This is a genomic window from Pantoea cypripedii (genome assembly GCF_002095535.1).
In the GTDB taxonomy this organism is placed as follows: Bacteria; Pseudomonadota; Gammaproteobacteria; order Enterobacterales; family Enterobacteriaceae; genus Pantoea; species Pantoea cypripedii.
On record NZ_MLJI01000003.1, the window covers coordinates 409,312 to 424,755 of the forward strand.

A 15,444-nucleotide genomic window follows, 5' to 3' on the forward strand; every position below is an offset into this window, starting at 1 on the left:
CGGTACGAACAAGGAGAAAACCCATGGCAATTATCGCTCCACTGCCGCAACTGGATCATGTGGTGATCAATGTGGCAGATCGACTGGATGAAGCGCGTACGTTGTATCAAAGGCTGGGTTTTCAACTCACCGAACGCGGCCATCATTCGCTTGGCTCCAGCAATCATCTGGCGGTTTTTGGCGAAAACTATCTGGAGCTGCTGGGTTATGAACCGCAACGCGGCAACCTGCGCCAGGATTTGTGGCAGTCCCCACTGGGCTTAAGCGGGCTGGTGTGGAAAAGCGACGATGCTGACGCGGTGTGGCGCTATCTGGAAAGCCAGGATATCGATGGCGAACCCCCTGCCAGTTTTTATCGTCCGGTTACCCTGCCTGATGGATCACCGCAGCAGGCACGCTTTCGCACCGTGCGTATACGTCCGGCACTGGTGCCGAATGGTCGCAGTTTTTTCTGCCAGCATGAGACGCCACAGGCGGTGTGGCAAGCGGCGTGGCAACAACATCCCAATGGCGTCAGCAATATCATCGAATTTGTGGTGGTCGCGCAAGACCCAGCCGCCGCCGCGCTGGTGTACAGCCGCTTATTTGGTGCCGGAAGGTTGCTGGCCTGCCAGGAAGGCGCTTTCGTGTTAAAAGCCGGGGCCGCAACGGTGCGTTTCGCCGCAGCCGACTATGTGCTGCAACGCTTTAATAGCCTGCCAGCAGATTATGACGGCAGCGCGCGCATGGCGGCATTGAGCCTGCAAACTCACGATCTCAGTAAGGTGAAAGCCAGCCTACTGCTGGGGGATGTGCCTTTTAGCGAGACGGAACACGCGGTGATTGTGGCGGCAGAGCAGGCATTGGGTGTGGCATTGCGTTTTCAGCAATAACCCGTCGCCGCGCGACGGGAGATGATTTAGGCCGCAGCCCGTTCTGCCCCCAGCAAATCCAGAATGCGGCTGCGCAGTGCGACCAGTTGTACGTCATCGCGACGGCGCGGCCAGGGCAGATCCACCGTAATAATGTCCAGCACCCGCGCCGGACGCGGACTGAACACCACCACGCGATTCGCCATCACCAGCGCCTCTTCAACATCATGGGTCACCATCAGCGTGGTAAATTGCTGCTCCTGCCATAAATCGACAATCTCCTGCTGCATACGCAGCCGGGTGAGTGAATCCAGCTTACCCAGCGGCTCATCAAGGATCAGTAAACGCGGATGGTTGACCAACGCCCGTGCCAGCGCCGCACGTTGCGCCATACCACCGGATAACTGATGTGGCCAGGCGCGGGCAAATTGCGTGAGTCCAACGCGTTCCAGCATGGCGTTAATGCGCCGTTCACGGGTGGCCCGACTTTCGCCACGAATCTGGAGTCCCAGCCCGACATTGTCGTAAACCGTGCGCCACGGATAAAGTGTCGGATCCTGAAAGACCACCACACGTGAAGGGTCCGGGGCCGTGATTGCACGCCCTTCTTCTGCCAGCAATCCGCTGACCGGCTGTTCAAGCCCTGCCAACAGCCGTAACAAGGTGGATTTGCCACAGCCGGATGGCCCGAGCAATGCGACAAATTCACCGGTTTTCACTTGCAGATTAATGTTTTCCAGCACCGGTAAGTCTCGCCCTTCAAGGCTGAAATGATGGCTTACCTGCTGAATATCGATATTAACGCCTGATAATGCGCTCGCCATTTATGTGCTCCACCCATTTGCCAAATAAAAAATATCCGCTACCGCAGTCAGCCAGGGAAATATAAATTCCAGCAATCTTTGTGTCTGATTTTCATAAAGAGAAACTGCATGAAGACATGCGGGATTGTTATTTTGTTGCGAGCCAGGCGTTTGCCATATTAACTGCAATGTTTTTTTACAAGGAAGGAATATGGCAATGCAAAATATCTCTCTGACTCGTCGTTCCTTATTACGTGGGCTGGGTTTATTAGGTGCCGCAACGGCAGTGAGTCCCTCAGTATTTGCAGCAGATGCACCGCTGAAAACCATCAAATTGGCCTGGGGACAAACTGCAGTTTGTCAGGCACCGATTTCCGTCGCGTTAAAGCAGGGATTCTTCAAAAAATATGGCCTCAATGTGGAGCCAGTTAATTTCAGCGGGCCAACCGATGCGCTGTTGCAGGCGATTGCTACCGGCCAGGCCGATGGGGGGATTGGCATGGCACTGCGCTGGCTGAAACCGCTGGAACAAGGGTTCGATGTTGACCTTACGGTGGGAACGCACGGTGGTTGTATGCGCCTGCTGGCCCCGCAAAATAGCGGCATTCACCAGGTTAAAGATCTGGTGGGTAAATCTGTCGCGGTGAGCGATCAGGCCAGCCCTATCCGTAACTTCTTTGCTATCCAGCTGGCGAAACAAGGGATTAATCCCGACACGCAGGTGAACTGGTTGCAATATCCGTCTGATCTGTTTGGGGAAGCCCTGCGCAAAGGTGAAGTTCAGGCGCTGGCAACCGACGACCCACAGGGCTGGCTGCTGAAAAAAGCACATAATCTGGTTGAGGTCGATAATAACCTTAACGGCGAATATGCTCACCTGACCTGCTGTGTGCTTGGCCTGCGTGGTTCGCTGGTCAGGGATGATCCCGCCACCGCGCGTGCGATCACGCAGGCCATCGTCGATGCTCAGCAGTGGACTGCCGATCACCCGGAAGAAACCGCGCGAATATTCCAGCCTTTCGTGCCGGGTTCAGTGCCGGTGGACGATATTGCCGCCATGCTCAAAGAGCACACCCACCATCATCATTCCACCGGTACGCAGCTGCGCAGTGAAGTGGCGGTATACGTTGATGAACTGAAGAAAATCAACGTCATTCGGCCAGATACGGATGCGCAGCGTTTTGCCGAACACTACGTACCGCAACTGCTGACGGAGACCGCGACTCATCAGCACGCCAGCAATATGGCATCGATGAGCAACATGTCCAGTTAAGGAGAGGATGATGGCCAGTGATACCCTGACAATAACCCGCAGTCATCAGGTGGCACGCCGGGTTCAACCCGCTATCTGGTTAGCGCTGGTGCTGTGGTGGGCGCTGGTGGCACTGATGGTGATGGTGCCCGATAAGCCAGTGGGTTTTGCGCCACCCCGCTTCGTCAATGAAACCCATGAGTTATTTGCTGCATGCGCCGGTTTACTCAGCTTGCTGGCGGTTGTTGCCGGGATATTTCCCCGCCTCCGTCTGGTGGCTTCCCTCAGCCGCAGCGGCCCCTGGCTGATTGCGCTGGCGTTGCTCATCGGGCTGTGGGAAACGGTCACGGCCAAACTGGCATTATTACCCGTTCCCTTCTTCGCGCCGCCGCGCGCGCTGGTTGAAGCTTACGCGACAGACTGGCCGCGCCTGCTCGACAGCGTGTTAAATTCACTGCGTCTGCTGGCGCTGGGCTTTCTGTATGGCAGTCTTGTGGGTTTCATCACCGGAGTGGCGATCGGCTGGTCACGTGGGCTGGGGTACTGGGTGCACCCGATATTGCGTTTCCTCGGCCCGGTGCCCTCAACCGCGCTGCTGCCTCTGTCGCTCTATTTCTTTCCTTCCAGCTTTTCCGCCGCCGTCTTTCTGATCGCTCTGGCGACCTGGTTTCCGGTCACAGTGCTGACCTGGTCAGGTGTCGCCAGTGTCGATAGCCGTTATTACGATGTGGCGCGCACCCTCGGTGCCAACGCGTTGTTCCTGGTACTGCGGGTTGCCGTACCCGCGTCACTGCCCCATCTGTTTGTTGGTCTGTTTATGGGGCTGGGTGCGTCCTTTTCGGTGCTGGTCGCCGCGGAAATGATGGGAGTGAAATCTGGCCTGGGCTGGTATTTGCAATGGGCGCAAGGCTGGGCCGCCTACGCCAATATGTATGCCGCGTTGATTGTTATGGCACTGCTGTTTTCTTCTCTGATTTCTCTGTTGTTCCTGGTTCGGGATCGCACGCTGGCGTGGCAGCGTAGCGCAGTAAAATGGTGACCCGCACCGTCACTCCTTAACTGTATGAGGTTAACTATGACTGCAAAGATAGCTGGCTCGATCACAGAACTGATTGGAAACACGCCACTGCTGCGACTGTCGCGCTATGCATCCCGGCACCACATCAAGGCAGAACTGATCGCGAAGCTTGAACTGTTTAATCCCAATCACAGTGTGAAAGATCGTATTGCGCTGAGCATGATTGAGGCCGCCGAACGCAACGGGCAAACTCTGAAATAAAAATTACTGATATCTCATATCATGACTGCCCATTTCACTTATATGAGAAATTCGCCCATGCTGGTCACATCAAATCGATGAGAGGTGACCAACATGAAAATGAATGCAATTGTCTGGCCGGAAGGCTTTGTACCGGGTTTTACCGATAATTACTGCTCGAATGAAGTGATTGTCGCGGGTCTGACTGCGGCTGAGATCTGGCCATTGCTGGCAACACCGTCGCTGTGGCCGACCTACTACAAAAACTCAGCCAATGCGCGTTTTTACGACAACAAAGGCCCGGTGCTGGCGCAGGATGACCGTTTCTACTTTGAGACCTTTGGTTTCCCGGTGGAAGCGCGTGTGACTGAGTATGTTGCGCCGTCAGCCGGTGAGCCCGGACGTGTTGCATGGCATGGCTGGGCAGGCGAAGAAGGTGCCGATGATCGCCTTGACGTGCTGCATGCCTGGCTGGTGGAAGATCTGTCGGACAACCGCGTGCGCATTCTGACCCAGGAAACGCAGAACGGTAACCCGGCGAAAGAACTGGCAAAAGCGCAGCCGAACCCGATGATTAATGGACATCAGGACTGGCTGGATGGCCTGGTGGCGGCAGCCAGAGCGAAAAAAGCGTAATCAAGTAAAAGCCAGTCAGTTTCATCTGACTGGCATATATCATTATCGGTAACAGTTAGCCTGCCATCAAAACAGAATTACTTATCTAAAATCTCTCATCACGTCTGCAACACACCATCCCTCATTTTTATCACATTGAATCAAATATATTTTAGTAAAAAACTAAAGTTGAAGATTTTACGGACGATAACAACAGGTGAATTTTTTTTATTGATTTGGGACTCACTCAAACTACGTACTGATGTTTTTTTAATCAAGGAACAGATGTGAATTCACCCTTTGTTAAGAAGGCTGCATCCGTATTGGTCGCAGCTTCTCTCACCAGCAGTTGCTCATCCATGCATGATTTCGCCCGTGATTACGGCACAGCAGCCGGTTGTATTGGCGGTGCCGCATTAGGCGGTGGCATAACCTATCTCGTTACTCATGACGCTAAAAAAGCGCTGGTCGGTGGTCTGGCAGGTGGCGCAGCAGGATGTGTAGTTGGCAACGTCTGGCAGAGTCGCGAACAGGCGCTGGAAAAAATCGCCCAGGAAGAAAAAATCCGAATTAGTACCGAGGCATTGAGGACGCAGGAAAATAGCAAACAGGATCAGGTTGGGTTCGTCGCTCAGGTTGAAGATGGCTCCATGTTTAACAGTGGTAGCGCAGACCTCACCAGCACTGGGCTGCGGCAGGTACAGAAAATTGCTGCCGCGATGAGAAGTGGTCAACAGGATGACAAAGGCGTGCTGCTGGTAGTGGGGCATACCGATGCCACCGGCAGCCCGGCGTATAATCAGCAACTTTCCGAGGCTCGTGCTCATAATGTGGGGCTGGTACTGGAACAGAGTGGTATCAGGGCCAGTCAGCTCTATTTCCAGGGCGTAGGTTCATCCCGCCCATTAGCTAACAACGACTCAGATAGCGGGCGAGCACAGAATCGCCGGGTGGAAATTGTGGCACTGGCCAATGAAGGTCTGTTACGCCAGCGTCTGGCCCTGGAAGATAACAACCCACGTTATTTGCGTTACAGTTCAGCCGCCGAAAATACACTGGCTCGCACAGTACCGCCTAAGAAAACGCAAACTAACACCAAAAAACCGCAAGTTTCGTCGACGCAGGTGATCACGACGCCAAAGGCAAGTGCCGTTGTGACCAATCCTGCCAACTTTATCGACTTTGGTGGTTCACCCGCCTCCACACATCCGACAGGCCTCGCCAGTAACCTGAAACCGCTCTCCCAGGGATTCAGTCTGATTAGCCAGGCACAGGCCAGCAATGTCGCGGGCAGTTGCCTGACCGACCTGCCACGCGTCAGCGGATTGGCGAAAAATCTCGCCAGTGGCCAACCGATTGAGAAACATGCAACGCAGGAATTCCTGCCGAATATGAATGGCCGTGCCTGGGCCGGATTGGTTAATGGCAACCTCGTCACCCTCACTCCGGTATCGGTCTTGAAAGACGGGGCAAAAGTGACCAAAAATCCACAGGTAATCATTACGCCCGGCTACGCCCAGGGAAAACGCACCTCACTGACAGCGATGTCCGGTATCGCGAATAGCTGGGAAGGTGAGGACAGTATTCTTTACCGTGTCTACATCGAAAACGCCCAGCAGCAACCTGTTTCCTGTCTTGACCTGCTGTTGCCAAAGTCCGGTCATCCGGCTCAGCAAGGCCAATTGTTTTACAGCAACCACCGCCAGCCCTGGCTGGCTGACTATGCTCCCCAGCGTGGATAACGGAATATTATCGAATGGATATTTTAACGACCTTATTTCAGACTATCGCGACATATCGCTATATTTTCTGGCCACTTTTCGCCCTACTAGCTTTAACGATCACAGCAATAAAATGGTGGGAGCAGGTACGCTACTTTTTCCTTAACCTTTTTTGTTCGTTACCCGTGATTGGGACTATCAGCCGCCTGGCCCGCAGCCATGAAGCACGCCGCCCTGGTACGGGCAAATTAATCTGGCATCCGGCAGAAGAAGCGCTGTGCGGCAAATTTTATCAATTTCACAGTATTTCAAACCGCGACGCCGATTTTTATCTCCGCTGCGTCAATTATCTCAACAAAGTTGATGAACGCGGACGTAAACCCACCAGCGTGGTGTTATGGCTGTGCAGTATCGCTCTGGTGATCCTTGAAGCGTTCATCTTTGCGCTGGTTCTGTCCCCTTTCATTGCTAACAATATTTCAGCGAACCAGGCTGAATTGTCCGCCATTGTGGTTTCGGTGTTGATTGGGGTGATCCTCGTCCCCGCGACACATTTGATGGGGACACAACTGCACAAAAATACGCTGCTGAAAAAAATCCGCTACTGGCATAAAGAAGCGCGTCTTGACGATAATGCTCAGGCGCTGAAGAAAGATCCTGAAGTTTCGCTGGAGAACACCCGTATCGATGATAATGCCCCCAGCTATCTGCAAATGCTTAACCGCGTTCAGCACGGCATCGGGGCAAAACCTCAGTATGTTCAAACCGTTGTCACCCTGCTGCTTATTATCACCTTTGCGATTGGTGCCTATTTTATTCGCGCTGCCACCATCAATGCTGCTGAAACTCAGGCAGTGAATGGCACGCCTTTTAGCCAGACCAGCGCTGTCAGTACAAGCTCGCCATTTGAACTGCCACAACAGGCCGTTGAAGATAATCAGCAAGCCGATCAGCAGGCTGCAAAGGAAGTGACTGACAATCGCGTCTTTGCGTCAAAACTGACGTTTATTATCCTTTCGGTGATCTTTATTGGGGTGCAGCTGATTGGCATTCTGATTGGCTATTACCGCTCTCTGGTGGGTATTGAATCCCGGCAGGCGGCGAAATACGTCGGTAACTTCAGTGGCTCAGAAGAGTTCGCGGCATGGTATGCCATGCGTCGTGAGCGTGTTGAACGTGATGCCCAGGATAAACTGGCCAGTTTGCAAAATCGTATGGCAATGCAGCGAGCCAGCAGTGCCAGTAACGCCAGAAATGACGTTCGCACCTTCGATGAATATGTTCGCGGTAAACAGCGCGACAAAATCGAGGCCGATGAACATGCTGCATCGCGTCAGTCTTATGTTCCTCCCGCCACTGTTCGCGAGATGCATAAGTCAGAACCGGCATTGGTGGTAGAACCTGCACCCGCAGCCCTCACCCCGGTGGCTCTTGAACCAAACAATGCAGATGATAAAGCCCGCATTGCGGAGCTGGGGGATTTGACCGTACTTAACGATGAGGAACTCCTGCTGGTTGCTGAAGACGCTGGTCTGCCGTTAGAAGCTTTGCAACGCCGTCGCAAAGTTCAGCTGGTTTTGCATAAAGCAAAAGGTGGATAAGGTGAGGCTTATCACAGCATGTCTGTTGCTGCTGGCCGGGGCAAGCGCCCTGGCTCAGGCAGCCGAACGCAATGACATTCCCGGCTGTTATGATTTCACGAAATTAACCCAATACCGCCCCGCCAGCAGTGGCCGTGAATTGGTGGTGATTATCGATCAGACGGTAAAAGTCCCGCTTGAGATCAAGAACGCCAGCTGGCAGCAAATCCTGCGTTTTAGCCAGCCTGGCGATCGCGTGGTGCTGTATCAGTTCTCCGCGTTGCTGCAAAATAATTTTATGCAGCGATTGTTTGATGGTCGCCTTGAGCCACTGCTGGTGGATAAGAAAATCCGCGACAATCTGGGTATGGAAAGCCTGAAGCAACTCGACCAATGCCTGGCAGAACAAAAAGGGTACTTTGCTAAAACCGTCGGTTCTTTGATGGCGAAGAGTTTTGCCGAGAAAGGGGACAACATCGCAAAAAGCGAAATCCTTGATAGCCTGAAACGCATAAGCCTCGATCTGCAACAGGATTCTGTTCAATCACGTACGGTGTTCCTGATCTCGGACATGCTGGAAAACAGCGCGTTCGATAGTTTTTACCGCAATAACGCGTTGCGTTTGCTATCGCCCAAAAAGGAACTCGAACAGGTCAAAAGTCAGAACCTGTTGACAGATTTTGCCGGGGCAAAGGTTTTCGTCGCTGGCGCAGGTTTGATTGATACCGATGCGAAAAATAACTATCGCTCAGGGAAAGTGTTGCAGCAGCTGGAAGGGTTCTGGCGCGATTATTTCACCGCCTCAAACGCTGTGCTGGTCAGTTTTGGTGCGCCTGCACTGAATGTTGATCTCCAGTAAAAACAGAGGGGATGACACAGCATCCCCTCCTTTTTCACATAATTAGAAACGATAGTTTGCCGAAATGGAGACGTTACGCGGCGCACCGTACACCGTGTTTCTGCCCACATCAATGTTGTAGGTTTTGTCGAACAGGTTATTCAGGTTCGCCTGGATTGACAGCTGTTTGTTCACGCGATAACGCGTAAACAGGTCAACCAACGCATAGCTGCCCTGATCGGCATACAGGGTGCTGGCGCCATCCGGACCGGCCACATGATCCCAGGTATGGGTCTGCCAGTTGACACCGCCACCTACCGTCAGATCCTGCAGCATCGGCAAGCGATAGCTGGTGAAGAACTTCAGTGATGTACGCGGCTGAGTTGGATTCAGCGCTTCACCATCACCGTCTTTCGCCACATAACGGGTCGCACCGAAGGTCATTTGCAGGTTATCCGTCACCGCCCCGTTGATTTCAAATTCGATACCTTTGCTGACCGTGCCGTTCTGCTCATAGTAGGCATAATCCGTGCCGCCATTAACCAACGCGTAATCCGTGGCACCCAGGTGATCCTGCTCGATACGGAAGACAGCCACTGAGGCGGTCAGTCGGCTGTTCAGCCAGTCACCCTTGATCCCGGTTTCATAACTTTTACCCGTAACCGGCGAAAGGTAAGCGCCGTTTACATCGCGGTAGGTCTGCGGTTTAAAGATTGAGGTGTAGCTGGCGTAGGCGGAATACGTATCGTTGATGTCATACACCAGGCCCGCGTAAGGCGTGATGTTGTTCTTTTCCATATTCTGCGTCAGCGTATCGGCGGTGTATTTGGTGTAGCGCGCGCCGAGAATCAGATGCAGCGGATCGGCCAACGAAATGCGCGTCGCCAGATAGGCTGATTTCTGATGGATGGTATTGTCCTGCGACAGCGACTGAGGATCCCAGTCTGGCTCCGGATAATTACCCCACTGATTAAAATCACCGACATCGGCTGAGGTGAAGCTGGTAGATGAACTGAAGTAGCGATCATTCTGGCGAATATAGGTCACGCCAGCCATCATTTCATGCTGACGACCAAACAGTTCATACGGTCCGCTGACGTAAGCATCAACAGAATTTTCCTTGCGCTTCGCGGTGTTGTAACCGGTGCCGCCAAGCAAGTCATAACCCGCATAAGGCCCAATACCGATGCCGGTAGTTTTATCAAAGTAACCATCGATATACAGCAGTTTACTGTCCATGGTGGCTTCGGTATGGGTGCCACTCAGGGTGAACTGCCAGCCGTTGTTAAATTCCTGCTTCAGGCTGGCGAAGACGGATTTTGAGTCGCTATTGTTGTACGCCCAGTCAGGTGCCAGGTTAGTGCTGCGGGAATAATTGGTTTTACTGCCATCAAGATAGAATGTGGGCAGGCCACCCCAGGTTGCGCCCGAGATGTTGGTTTCCTGGTAATCGTATCCCACGGACAGCGTGGTGGAATCGGTCAGATCGGCATCAACCACGCCATACAGGAATTTCTTCTGGGTATGGTAACGATCCAGCCAGCTGTCGCCATCCTGATAACCGGCCACGACACGACCACGCACATTGCCTGACTCCGTCAGCGGCGCGGAGAGATCGGCAACATAACGCTGATTATCCCAGCTGCCGTAGCTGGCTGAGACATCGGCTTTAAATTCTTTGCTGTCGGCACGTTTACGGACCATATTCACCGACGCCGCCGGGCTACCAGCTCCGGTCATTAAGCCAGTCGCACCACGCACCACTTCGACCCGGTCGTAAATAGCCGTATCAGACAGGGTGTCGCCGATATTCCACTGGGAATCAATCAGCACCGGGACGCCATCGATCTGATAGTTATCGATCATAAAACCGCGTGAGTAGAAATTGCTGCGGTTAGCGCCGGAATTAAATTCGCTGATGCCGGTGGTATTTTTTAAAACATCATTCAGCGTTTCCAGCTGTTGATCCTGCATACGCTGTTTGCTGATAACGCTGATGGACTGAGGCGTGTCACGCGCGGTCAGGGCCATTTTGGTGGCAGCTCGCGTGACCGGGACATTGTAATCGCTGGCGGCCTGTTGCTGCTGATCGTCGGTGCTGGCGTTTACCGTCAGTGTTTGGTCTTTGCTATCGGCTTCAGCCGCATGAGCAATTCCTGATGCAATCAATAACGCCAGCACAGAAAGGCGCAACGCTGGTTGCGATCCCCTGACCCGCTTAACTTCGAAAGACATAATATTCCTCAATCAACTTATTTTTATTTAGATGACGACATACCCGCTGACGTCTGCTGGCATCCCGCCGCAAAAGGAGTTGAAGAATAAATGTCAGGTAAGAGGAAGCGCCTGACTGTGCCGTCCGGGCACTCACAGCGCGACAGTAAATATGTCGTTAAGAAAGCAAATGAGAAATATACGCATTAAGATTTCTATTGCAAGAAATTGTTACTCTGCAGCCAAAAGTTTCCTGCGTGAAATTCGCTTATTCTTCAATGAGTAATAAAGCGAAAGAGTTGAGGGAGGTAATTGTCACAATAGTAAATCTGTGTGCATGTGTCGTAGCGGCGCGATTTATCGCGCGGGTGTATTCCGGCGATGCTGCCAAAAACGCGCAATAAATTGCACCGCTACATAACGGGCGCTTACCAGTGCCAGCGTTTTTCCGCTAACTCAACCAATAAACGCGATGCCGGGGACAACTCACTTAATGATCGGAACTGCCAGCCAAAAGTACGGGGCATGATCACCAAAGGTAACGGGATTTCCACCAGCATGGCGTCATCACCCTCGCCTTTTAGCAAGCGGCGCGAGAGAAAACTCAGGAGTTGCGTACTGGCAATCACCTGACGCAATGGCGACAAGGTATTACTTTCCATCTGGACCCGTGGTGGCGCATAGCCACCGCTCCGCAGGCGCTGTTCCAGCCACTGGCGCGTAGCGACGTTCGATGATGGCAGCAACCAACTGTATTGATCCAGTTGCTCCGGCGTGGGGTGAATATTCGCCAGCGGATGACGACGGCTGGCAGCGATTACCACCGGATCATCAATGAGTGGGCGGGTGACAAACTCACTGTTGCCGTCCGGCAGAAATCCGAGGATCAGATCGATCTTGTTTTCCCGCAGCAGTTTCTGCAGCAGATCGTTCATGCCTACCGTCACTTCAAGCCGGGCTGTCGGTGCTTTGTGCAGCAGATCGCGGCTCAGCATAGGCAGCATAAATTCCGCCGCCGTCGCGGCCACCCCGAGCCGAATCACCCCAGCAGTACCTGCCCCCAGCGCCTGCAAATCCTGGCGCGTCACCTGCATCATGTGCACCACTTTTTGAGCACGTTCACAAAGTAGCAGTCCCGCTTCCGTCAGTTGCATACCCCGCCCGACCTTTAAAATCAGCCGTGTGGCATAGAACTTTTCCAGCCGCTGGAGACATTTGGTCAGCGCTGGCTGGGTGATACCAAGGGATTGTGCCGCTTTGCCAAGGTGTCCGGTTTCCTTCACCGCCAGCAAATAATGCAGGTCTTTTAGCTCCATTCATTCCCACCAGGAATTAATTGATAAAAATCAGAGAATATAATTTATCACTGCGGCCTGCCAGGATGAACAGACATTAACAACAGAGCAACAAATAACCTGCAATGTTAAGTACAAGGGAGAGAAGGATGAAACATTCACTCAAGGCGCTGGTAGCCGCGCTGACATTAACCGCCGCTGGACAGGTGCTGGCACAGGATACGTTGCCGGTAAAATTGCCGACGCAGCAGGACAGCCGTCTGCAACAGGTTACTACCTCGCCTCGCGTGTGGAATGGCATCACCGTGAGCCATGATGGCCGCATTTTCGCTTCGCTGACCCAATCAGAAGGCAGCGGTTTGCAACTGGCCGAAGTGGTTAACGGCAAGCTTAAGGCTTATCCCGACGAAAGCTGGAATCAGTGGCAAAGCCAGGATCCTGAACATCATTTTTACCATGTGAATGCGTTACGTATCGGCCCGGATGGCGATCTGTGGGTAATGGATGCGGGTAATAAAGGCATTGGCACGGGCGATCAGGCGGTGCCAGGTGCGGCCAAGCTGGTGCGCATCAACCTGCAAAGCGGCAAAGTGGTGGGCAGCTATGTGTTTAAAGCCCCCACGCTGAAGGCTACCAGCTACCTGGACGATGTGCGTTTCAATGGTGATTTCGCCTATCTGACCGATCCTGGTGCGGTAGGTCTGGTGGTATTGAACATGAAAAGCGGCAAAAGCTGGCGTGTTCTGGACGACCATCCGCTCTCCATCGATCACCAGCCAATCTATGCCGACGGCAAGAAACTGTACCTGCGCGACGGTCGTGAAAAACGTGTGGGCCTCGATCAGCTGGAAGTCTCACCGGACGGTAAATGGTTGTACTACCAGGCCATTCCCGGTCCACTGGCTCGCATTGAGACGCGTTATCTGAACGATGAGAAACTCTCAGCACCCGAGGTAGCGAAACATGCTCATAAAGTCCGTGATACCTGGAGCACGGGCGGCACGGCGATTGATGCTGAAGGGAATATTTACGCCTCGGACATCAATACCCGCAGCATAAAACGTATTGCGCCTGATGGTACGGTCACGACCGTGATTCAGGACCCGCGCCTGGTGTGGATCGATGCGATGTGGATCTCCAAAGGTGCGTTGTGGATGCCGTCGGCACAAATCAACCGTACGCCTGCCACTACCGGCGGTAAACCTTCCACCGTGGAATACCCGGTAAAACTCTATCGTCTGCCTTTACCGATTGCGCCGTCACCGCGCGATCACGGGTAACAGCGTCGCCCGGCTTTGTCGGTCGGGCGGTTTTATTTATCACCGGGATCATTGAGGAGCGGAAATAACACCAGGAAAAATCATCACCCAACGAGAATTTAATTTTATTAAAACTAAGAAGTTGCACACATTTTTTACCCGCAATACATCTTGTTATGTCTGGAACACTCTTCAGATAATAGCGTATGACTGTCGAGGGCAAAGAAGGCGCTTCTGCACATTAAATAATCATTTTGCTGTTTTTTATTTATACCCGAATATTTTCCTCTGAACAGGATACCTCGCCATGCTGCTAATTCTCAGTGTGCTTATGATTGGCTGTTTTATCGGCTTATTAATGAGCAAAAAACTCTCTGCCCTGACGGCATTGATTATTATCCCAACACTTTTCGCGCTATTTTCCGGGCATGGTGCGGAGATGGGCAGTATGGTGATTAAAGGATTGCGCACCGTCGCCCCTACCGGCGTGATGCTGATTTTCGCCATGCTTTATTTTATGAGCGTTACCGATGCCGGGATGTTTGATCCAATAATTAAACGCATTGTCTCTGCCGTCGATGGTGACCCGGTCAAAATATTCATCGGCACTGCCCTGCTGGGCTTTATTGTGGCGCTGGATGGTGATGGCGCAACGGTATATATGATTGTCCTGTCGGCATTTATGCCGATATATGAACGTGTTGGCTTATCTAAATTGAGCGTTGCCTGCCTGTTATTACAATGTACCGGGTTGGGGAATATGTTTCCGTGGGGTGGTCCCACCGCCCGTGCCGCCACCGCCGTTCATGCTGATGTCGCCACCTTATTCGTACCCATGTTATTACCGCTGCTGGCCTGCGTAGTATGGACCTTTGTGATGGCGTGGCTGCTGGGCCGCAATGAGCGCAAGCGGATTGGTTTTGCTGCCGGGTCATCGGCCATGATTAGCGGCCTGCAATTTGAAGAAAAACCCTGTGTAGCCTGGCGCTTCTGGTTTAACTGGGTTCTGACCATCGCCCTGATGACGCTGCTGATGCTGGATGTGGTGCCGATGGCGTATCTGTTTATGCTGGCAACGGCGATCATGTTTGTCGTTAACTACCCCCAGCTCAGCCAGCAACAGGAGCAGATGGCACGCCATGCGCCAGCCATCCTCGCCGTGGCCGGTTTAATTTTCGCCGCTGCGGTGTTTACCGGGATCTTCTCCGAAACCGGTATGGCAGATAGCCTGGCAACCGCCATTGTGAATGTGATTCCCCCGGCACTGGGGCCTTATCTGGCGGTGATTACTGCGGTGATCAGTATTCCAGTGACCTGGATGGTCTCCAACGATGTGTTTTATTTCGGCATGTTGCCGGTGCTGGTTCAGGCAGCGGGACATTATGGTATCGAACCGATTGAAATGGCGCGCGCCGCGTTAGTGGGCCAGCCGGTGCATATTCTCAGCCCGCTGGTGGCCTCAACTTATTTACTGATCGGTATGCTGAAACTGGATTATGCCCAGGCGCAACGTTTCACTCTGCGCTGGTCATTTATTACCTGTCTGGTATTACTGCTGGTTGCACTGATTACCGGATGTTTCCCTTTTTATCGCGATGCTTAAATAATCCCCATGTAGCCCAACGAGATATCAGGTTATAATTTCAATGCCTGCTGTCTCGTTATTTTCAAGACAATTCTGCATACACGACAATATTTTCTTTTGTGTCATTTTCCCGTAGAATGCCCTTTTTTGCATGTGTAAGACAATAATCAAGG

13 protein-coding genes are annotated in these 15,444 nt (G+C 52.8%); 10 read left to right on the forward strand and 3 right to left on the reverse strand.

The genetic code is table 11. The features are described 5' to 3' along the window. Positions 1-23 precede the first annotated feature (23 nt). Complete coding sequence (locus HA50_RS29945) at positions 24-872, forward strand: VOC family protein (protein ID WP_084881019.1); 849 nt, start codon at positions 24-26, stop codon at positions 870-872. A 26-nt stretch (positions 873-898) separates the two neighbouring features. On the opposite strand, the gene HA50_RS29950 is transcribed toward HA50_RS29945, so the two are convergent. Further along, positions 899-1,675, reverse strand: a complete 777-nt coding sequence (locus HA50_RS29950) for an ABC transporter ATP-binding protein (protein ID WP_084881020.1) — start codon at positions 1,673-1,675, stop codon at positions 899-901. A 196-nt stretch (positions 1,676-1,871) separates the two neighbouring features. On the opposite strand from HA50_RS29950, the gene HA50_RS29955 reads away from it, so the two are divergent. From HA50_RS29955 to HA50_RS29985, 7 genes are all read left to right on the forward strand, one after another. Then, entirely contained in the window at positions 1,872-2,927 is a 1,056-nt protein-coding gene (locus HA50_RS29955; protein ID WP_244193721.1) for an ABC transporter substrate-binding protein, read from the forward strand. 10 nt (positions 2,928-2,937) lie between these two features. After that, positions 2,938-3,945 carry an ABC transporter permease gene (locus tag HA50_RS29960; protein WP_208617363.1) on the forward strand — a complete coding sequence of 336 codons (1,008 nt, stop codon included), beginning with the start codon at positions 2,938-2,940 and terminating at the stop codon, positions 3,943-3,945. Positions 3,946-3,981: 36 nt separating this feature from the next. After that, positions 3,982-4,185 (forward strand): pyridoxal-phosphate dependent enzyme, encoded by a 204-nt coding sequence (locus HA50_RS29965; protein WP_420851478.1) that lies wholly within the window; start codon positions 3,982-3,984, stop codon positions 4,183-4,185. A gap of 99 nt (positions 4,186-4,284) precedes the next feature. Continuing rightward, positions 4,285-4,800 (forward strand): SRPBCC family protein, encoded by a 516-nt coding sequence (locus HA50_RS29970; protein ID WP_084881217.1) that lies wholly within the window; start codon positions 4,285-4,287, stop codon positions 4,798-4,800. A gap of 266 nt (positions 4,801-5,066) precedes the next feature. Beyond that, positions 5,067-6,521, forward strand: a complete 1,455-nt coding sequence (locus HA50_RS29975; protein ID WP_084881023.1) for an OmpA family protein — start codon at positions 5,067-5,069, stop codon at positions 6,519-6,521. Between the two features lie 164 nt (positions 6,522-6,685). Continuing rightward, positions 6,686-8,101 (forward strand): hypothetical protein, encoded by a 1,416-nt coding sequence (locus HA50_RS29980; protein WP_244193722.1) that lies wholly within the window; start codon positions 6,686-6,688, stop codon positions 8,099-8,101. Position 8,102: 1 nt separating this feature from the next. After that, positions 8,103-8,939 carry a hypothetical protein gene (locus HA50_RS29985; RefSeq protein ID WP_084881025.1) on the forward strand — a complete coding sequence of 279 codons (837 nt, stop codon included), beginning with the start codon at positions 8,103-8,105 and terminating at the stop codon, positions 8,937-8,939. Positions 8,940-8,981: 42 nt separating this feature from the next. Here the strand turns inward: HA50_RS29985 and fhuE are convergent, their stop codons facing one another. Beyond that, complete coding sequence (gene fhuE / locus HA50_RS29990) at positions 8,982-11,153, reverse strand: ferric-rhodotorulic acid/ferric-coprogen receptor FhuE (RefSeq protein WP_084881026.1); 2,172 nt, start codon at positions 11,151-11,153, stop codon at positions 8,982-8,984. A gap of 407 nt (positions 11,154-11,560) precedes the next feature. Continuing rightward, the gene (locus HA50_RS29995; RefSeq protein WP_084881027.1) at positions 11,561-12,448 is read right to left on the reverse strand and encodes a LysR family transcriptional regulator; all 888 of its coding nucleotides are present in this window, start codon (positions 12,446-12,448) and stop codon (positions 11,561-11,563) included. A 128-nt stretch (positions 12,449-12,576) separates the two neighbouring features. Here HA50_RS29995 and HA50_RS30000 point away from each other — a divergent pair, with 128 nt between their 5' ends. Together HA50_RS30000 and HA50_RS30005 are read left to right on the forward strand one after the other, a co-directional pair. Further along, entirely contained in the window at positions 12,577-13,707 is a 1,131-nt protein-coding gene (locus tag HA50_RS30000; protein WP_084881028.1) for an L-dopachrome tautomerase-related protein, read from the forward strand. Positions 13,708-13,993: 286 nt separating this feature from the next. Then, positions 13,994-15,289, forward strand: coding sequence for a CitMHS family transporter (locus HA50_RS30005; protein ID WP_084881029.1), 1,296 nt, complete (start codon positions 13,994-13,996; stop codon positions 15,287-15,289). Positions 15,290-15,444: the final 155 nt, after the last annotated feature.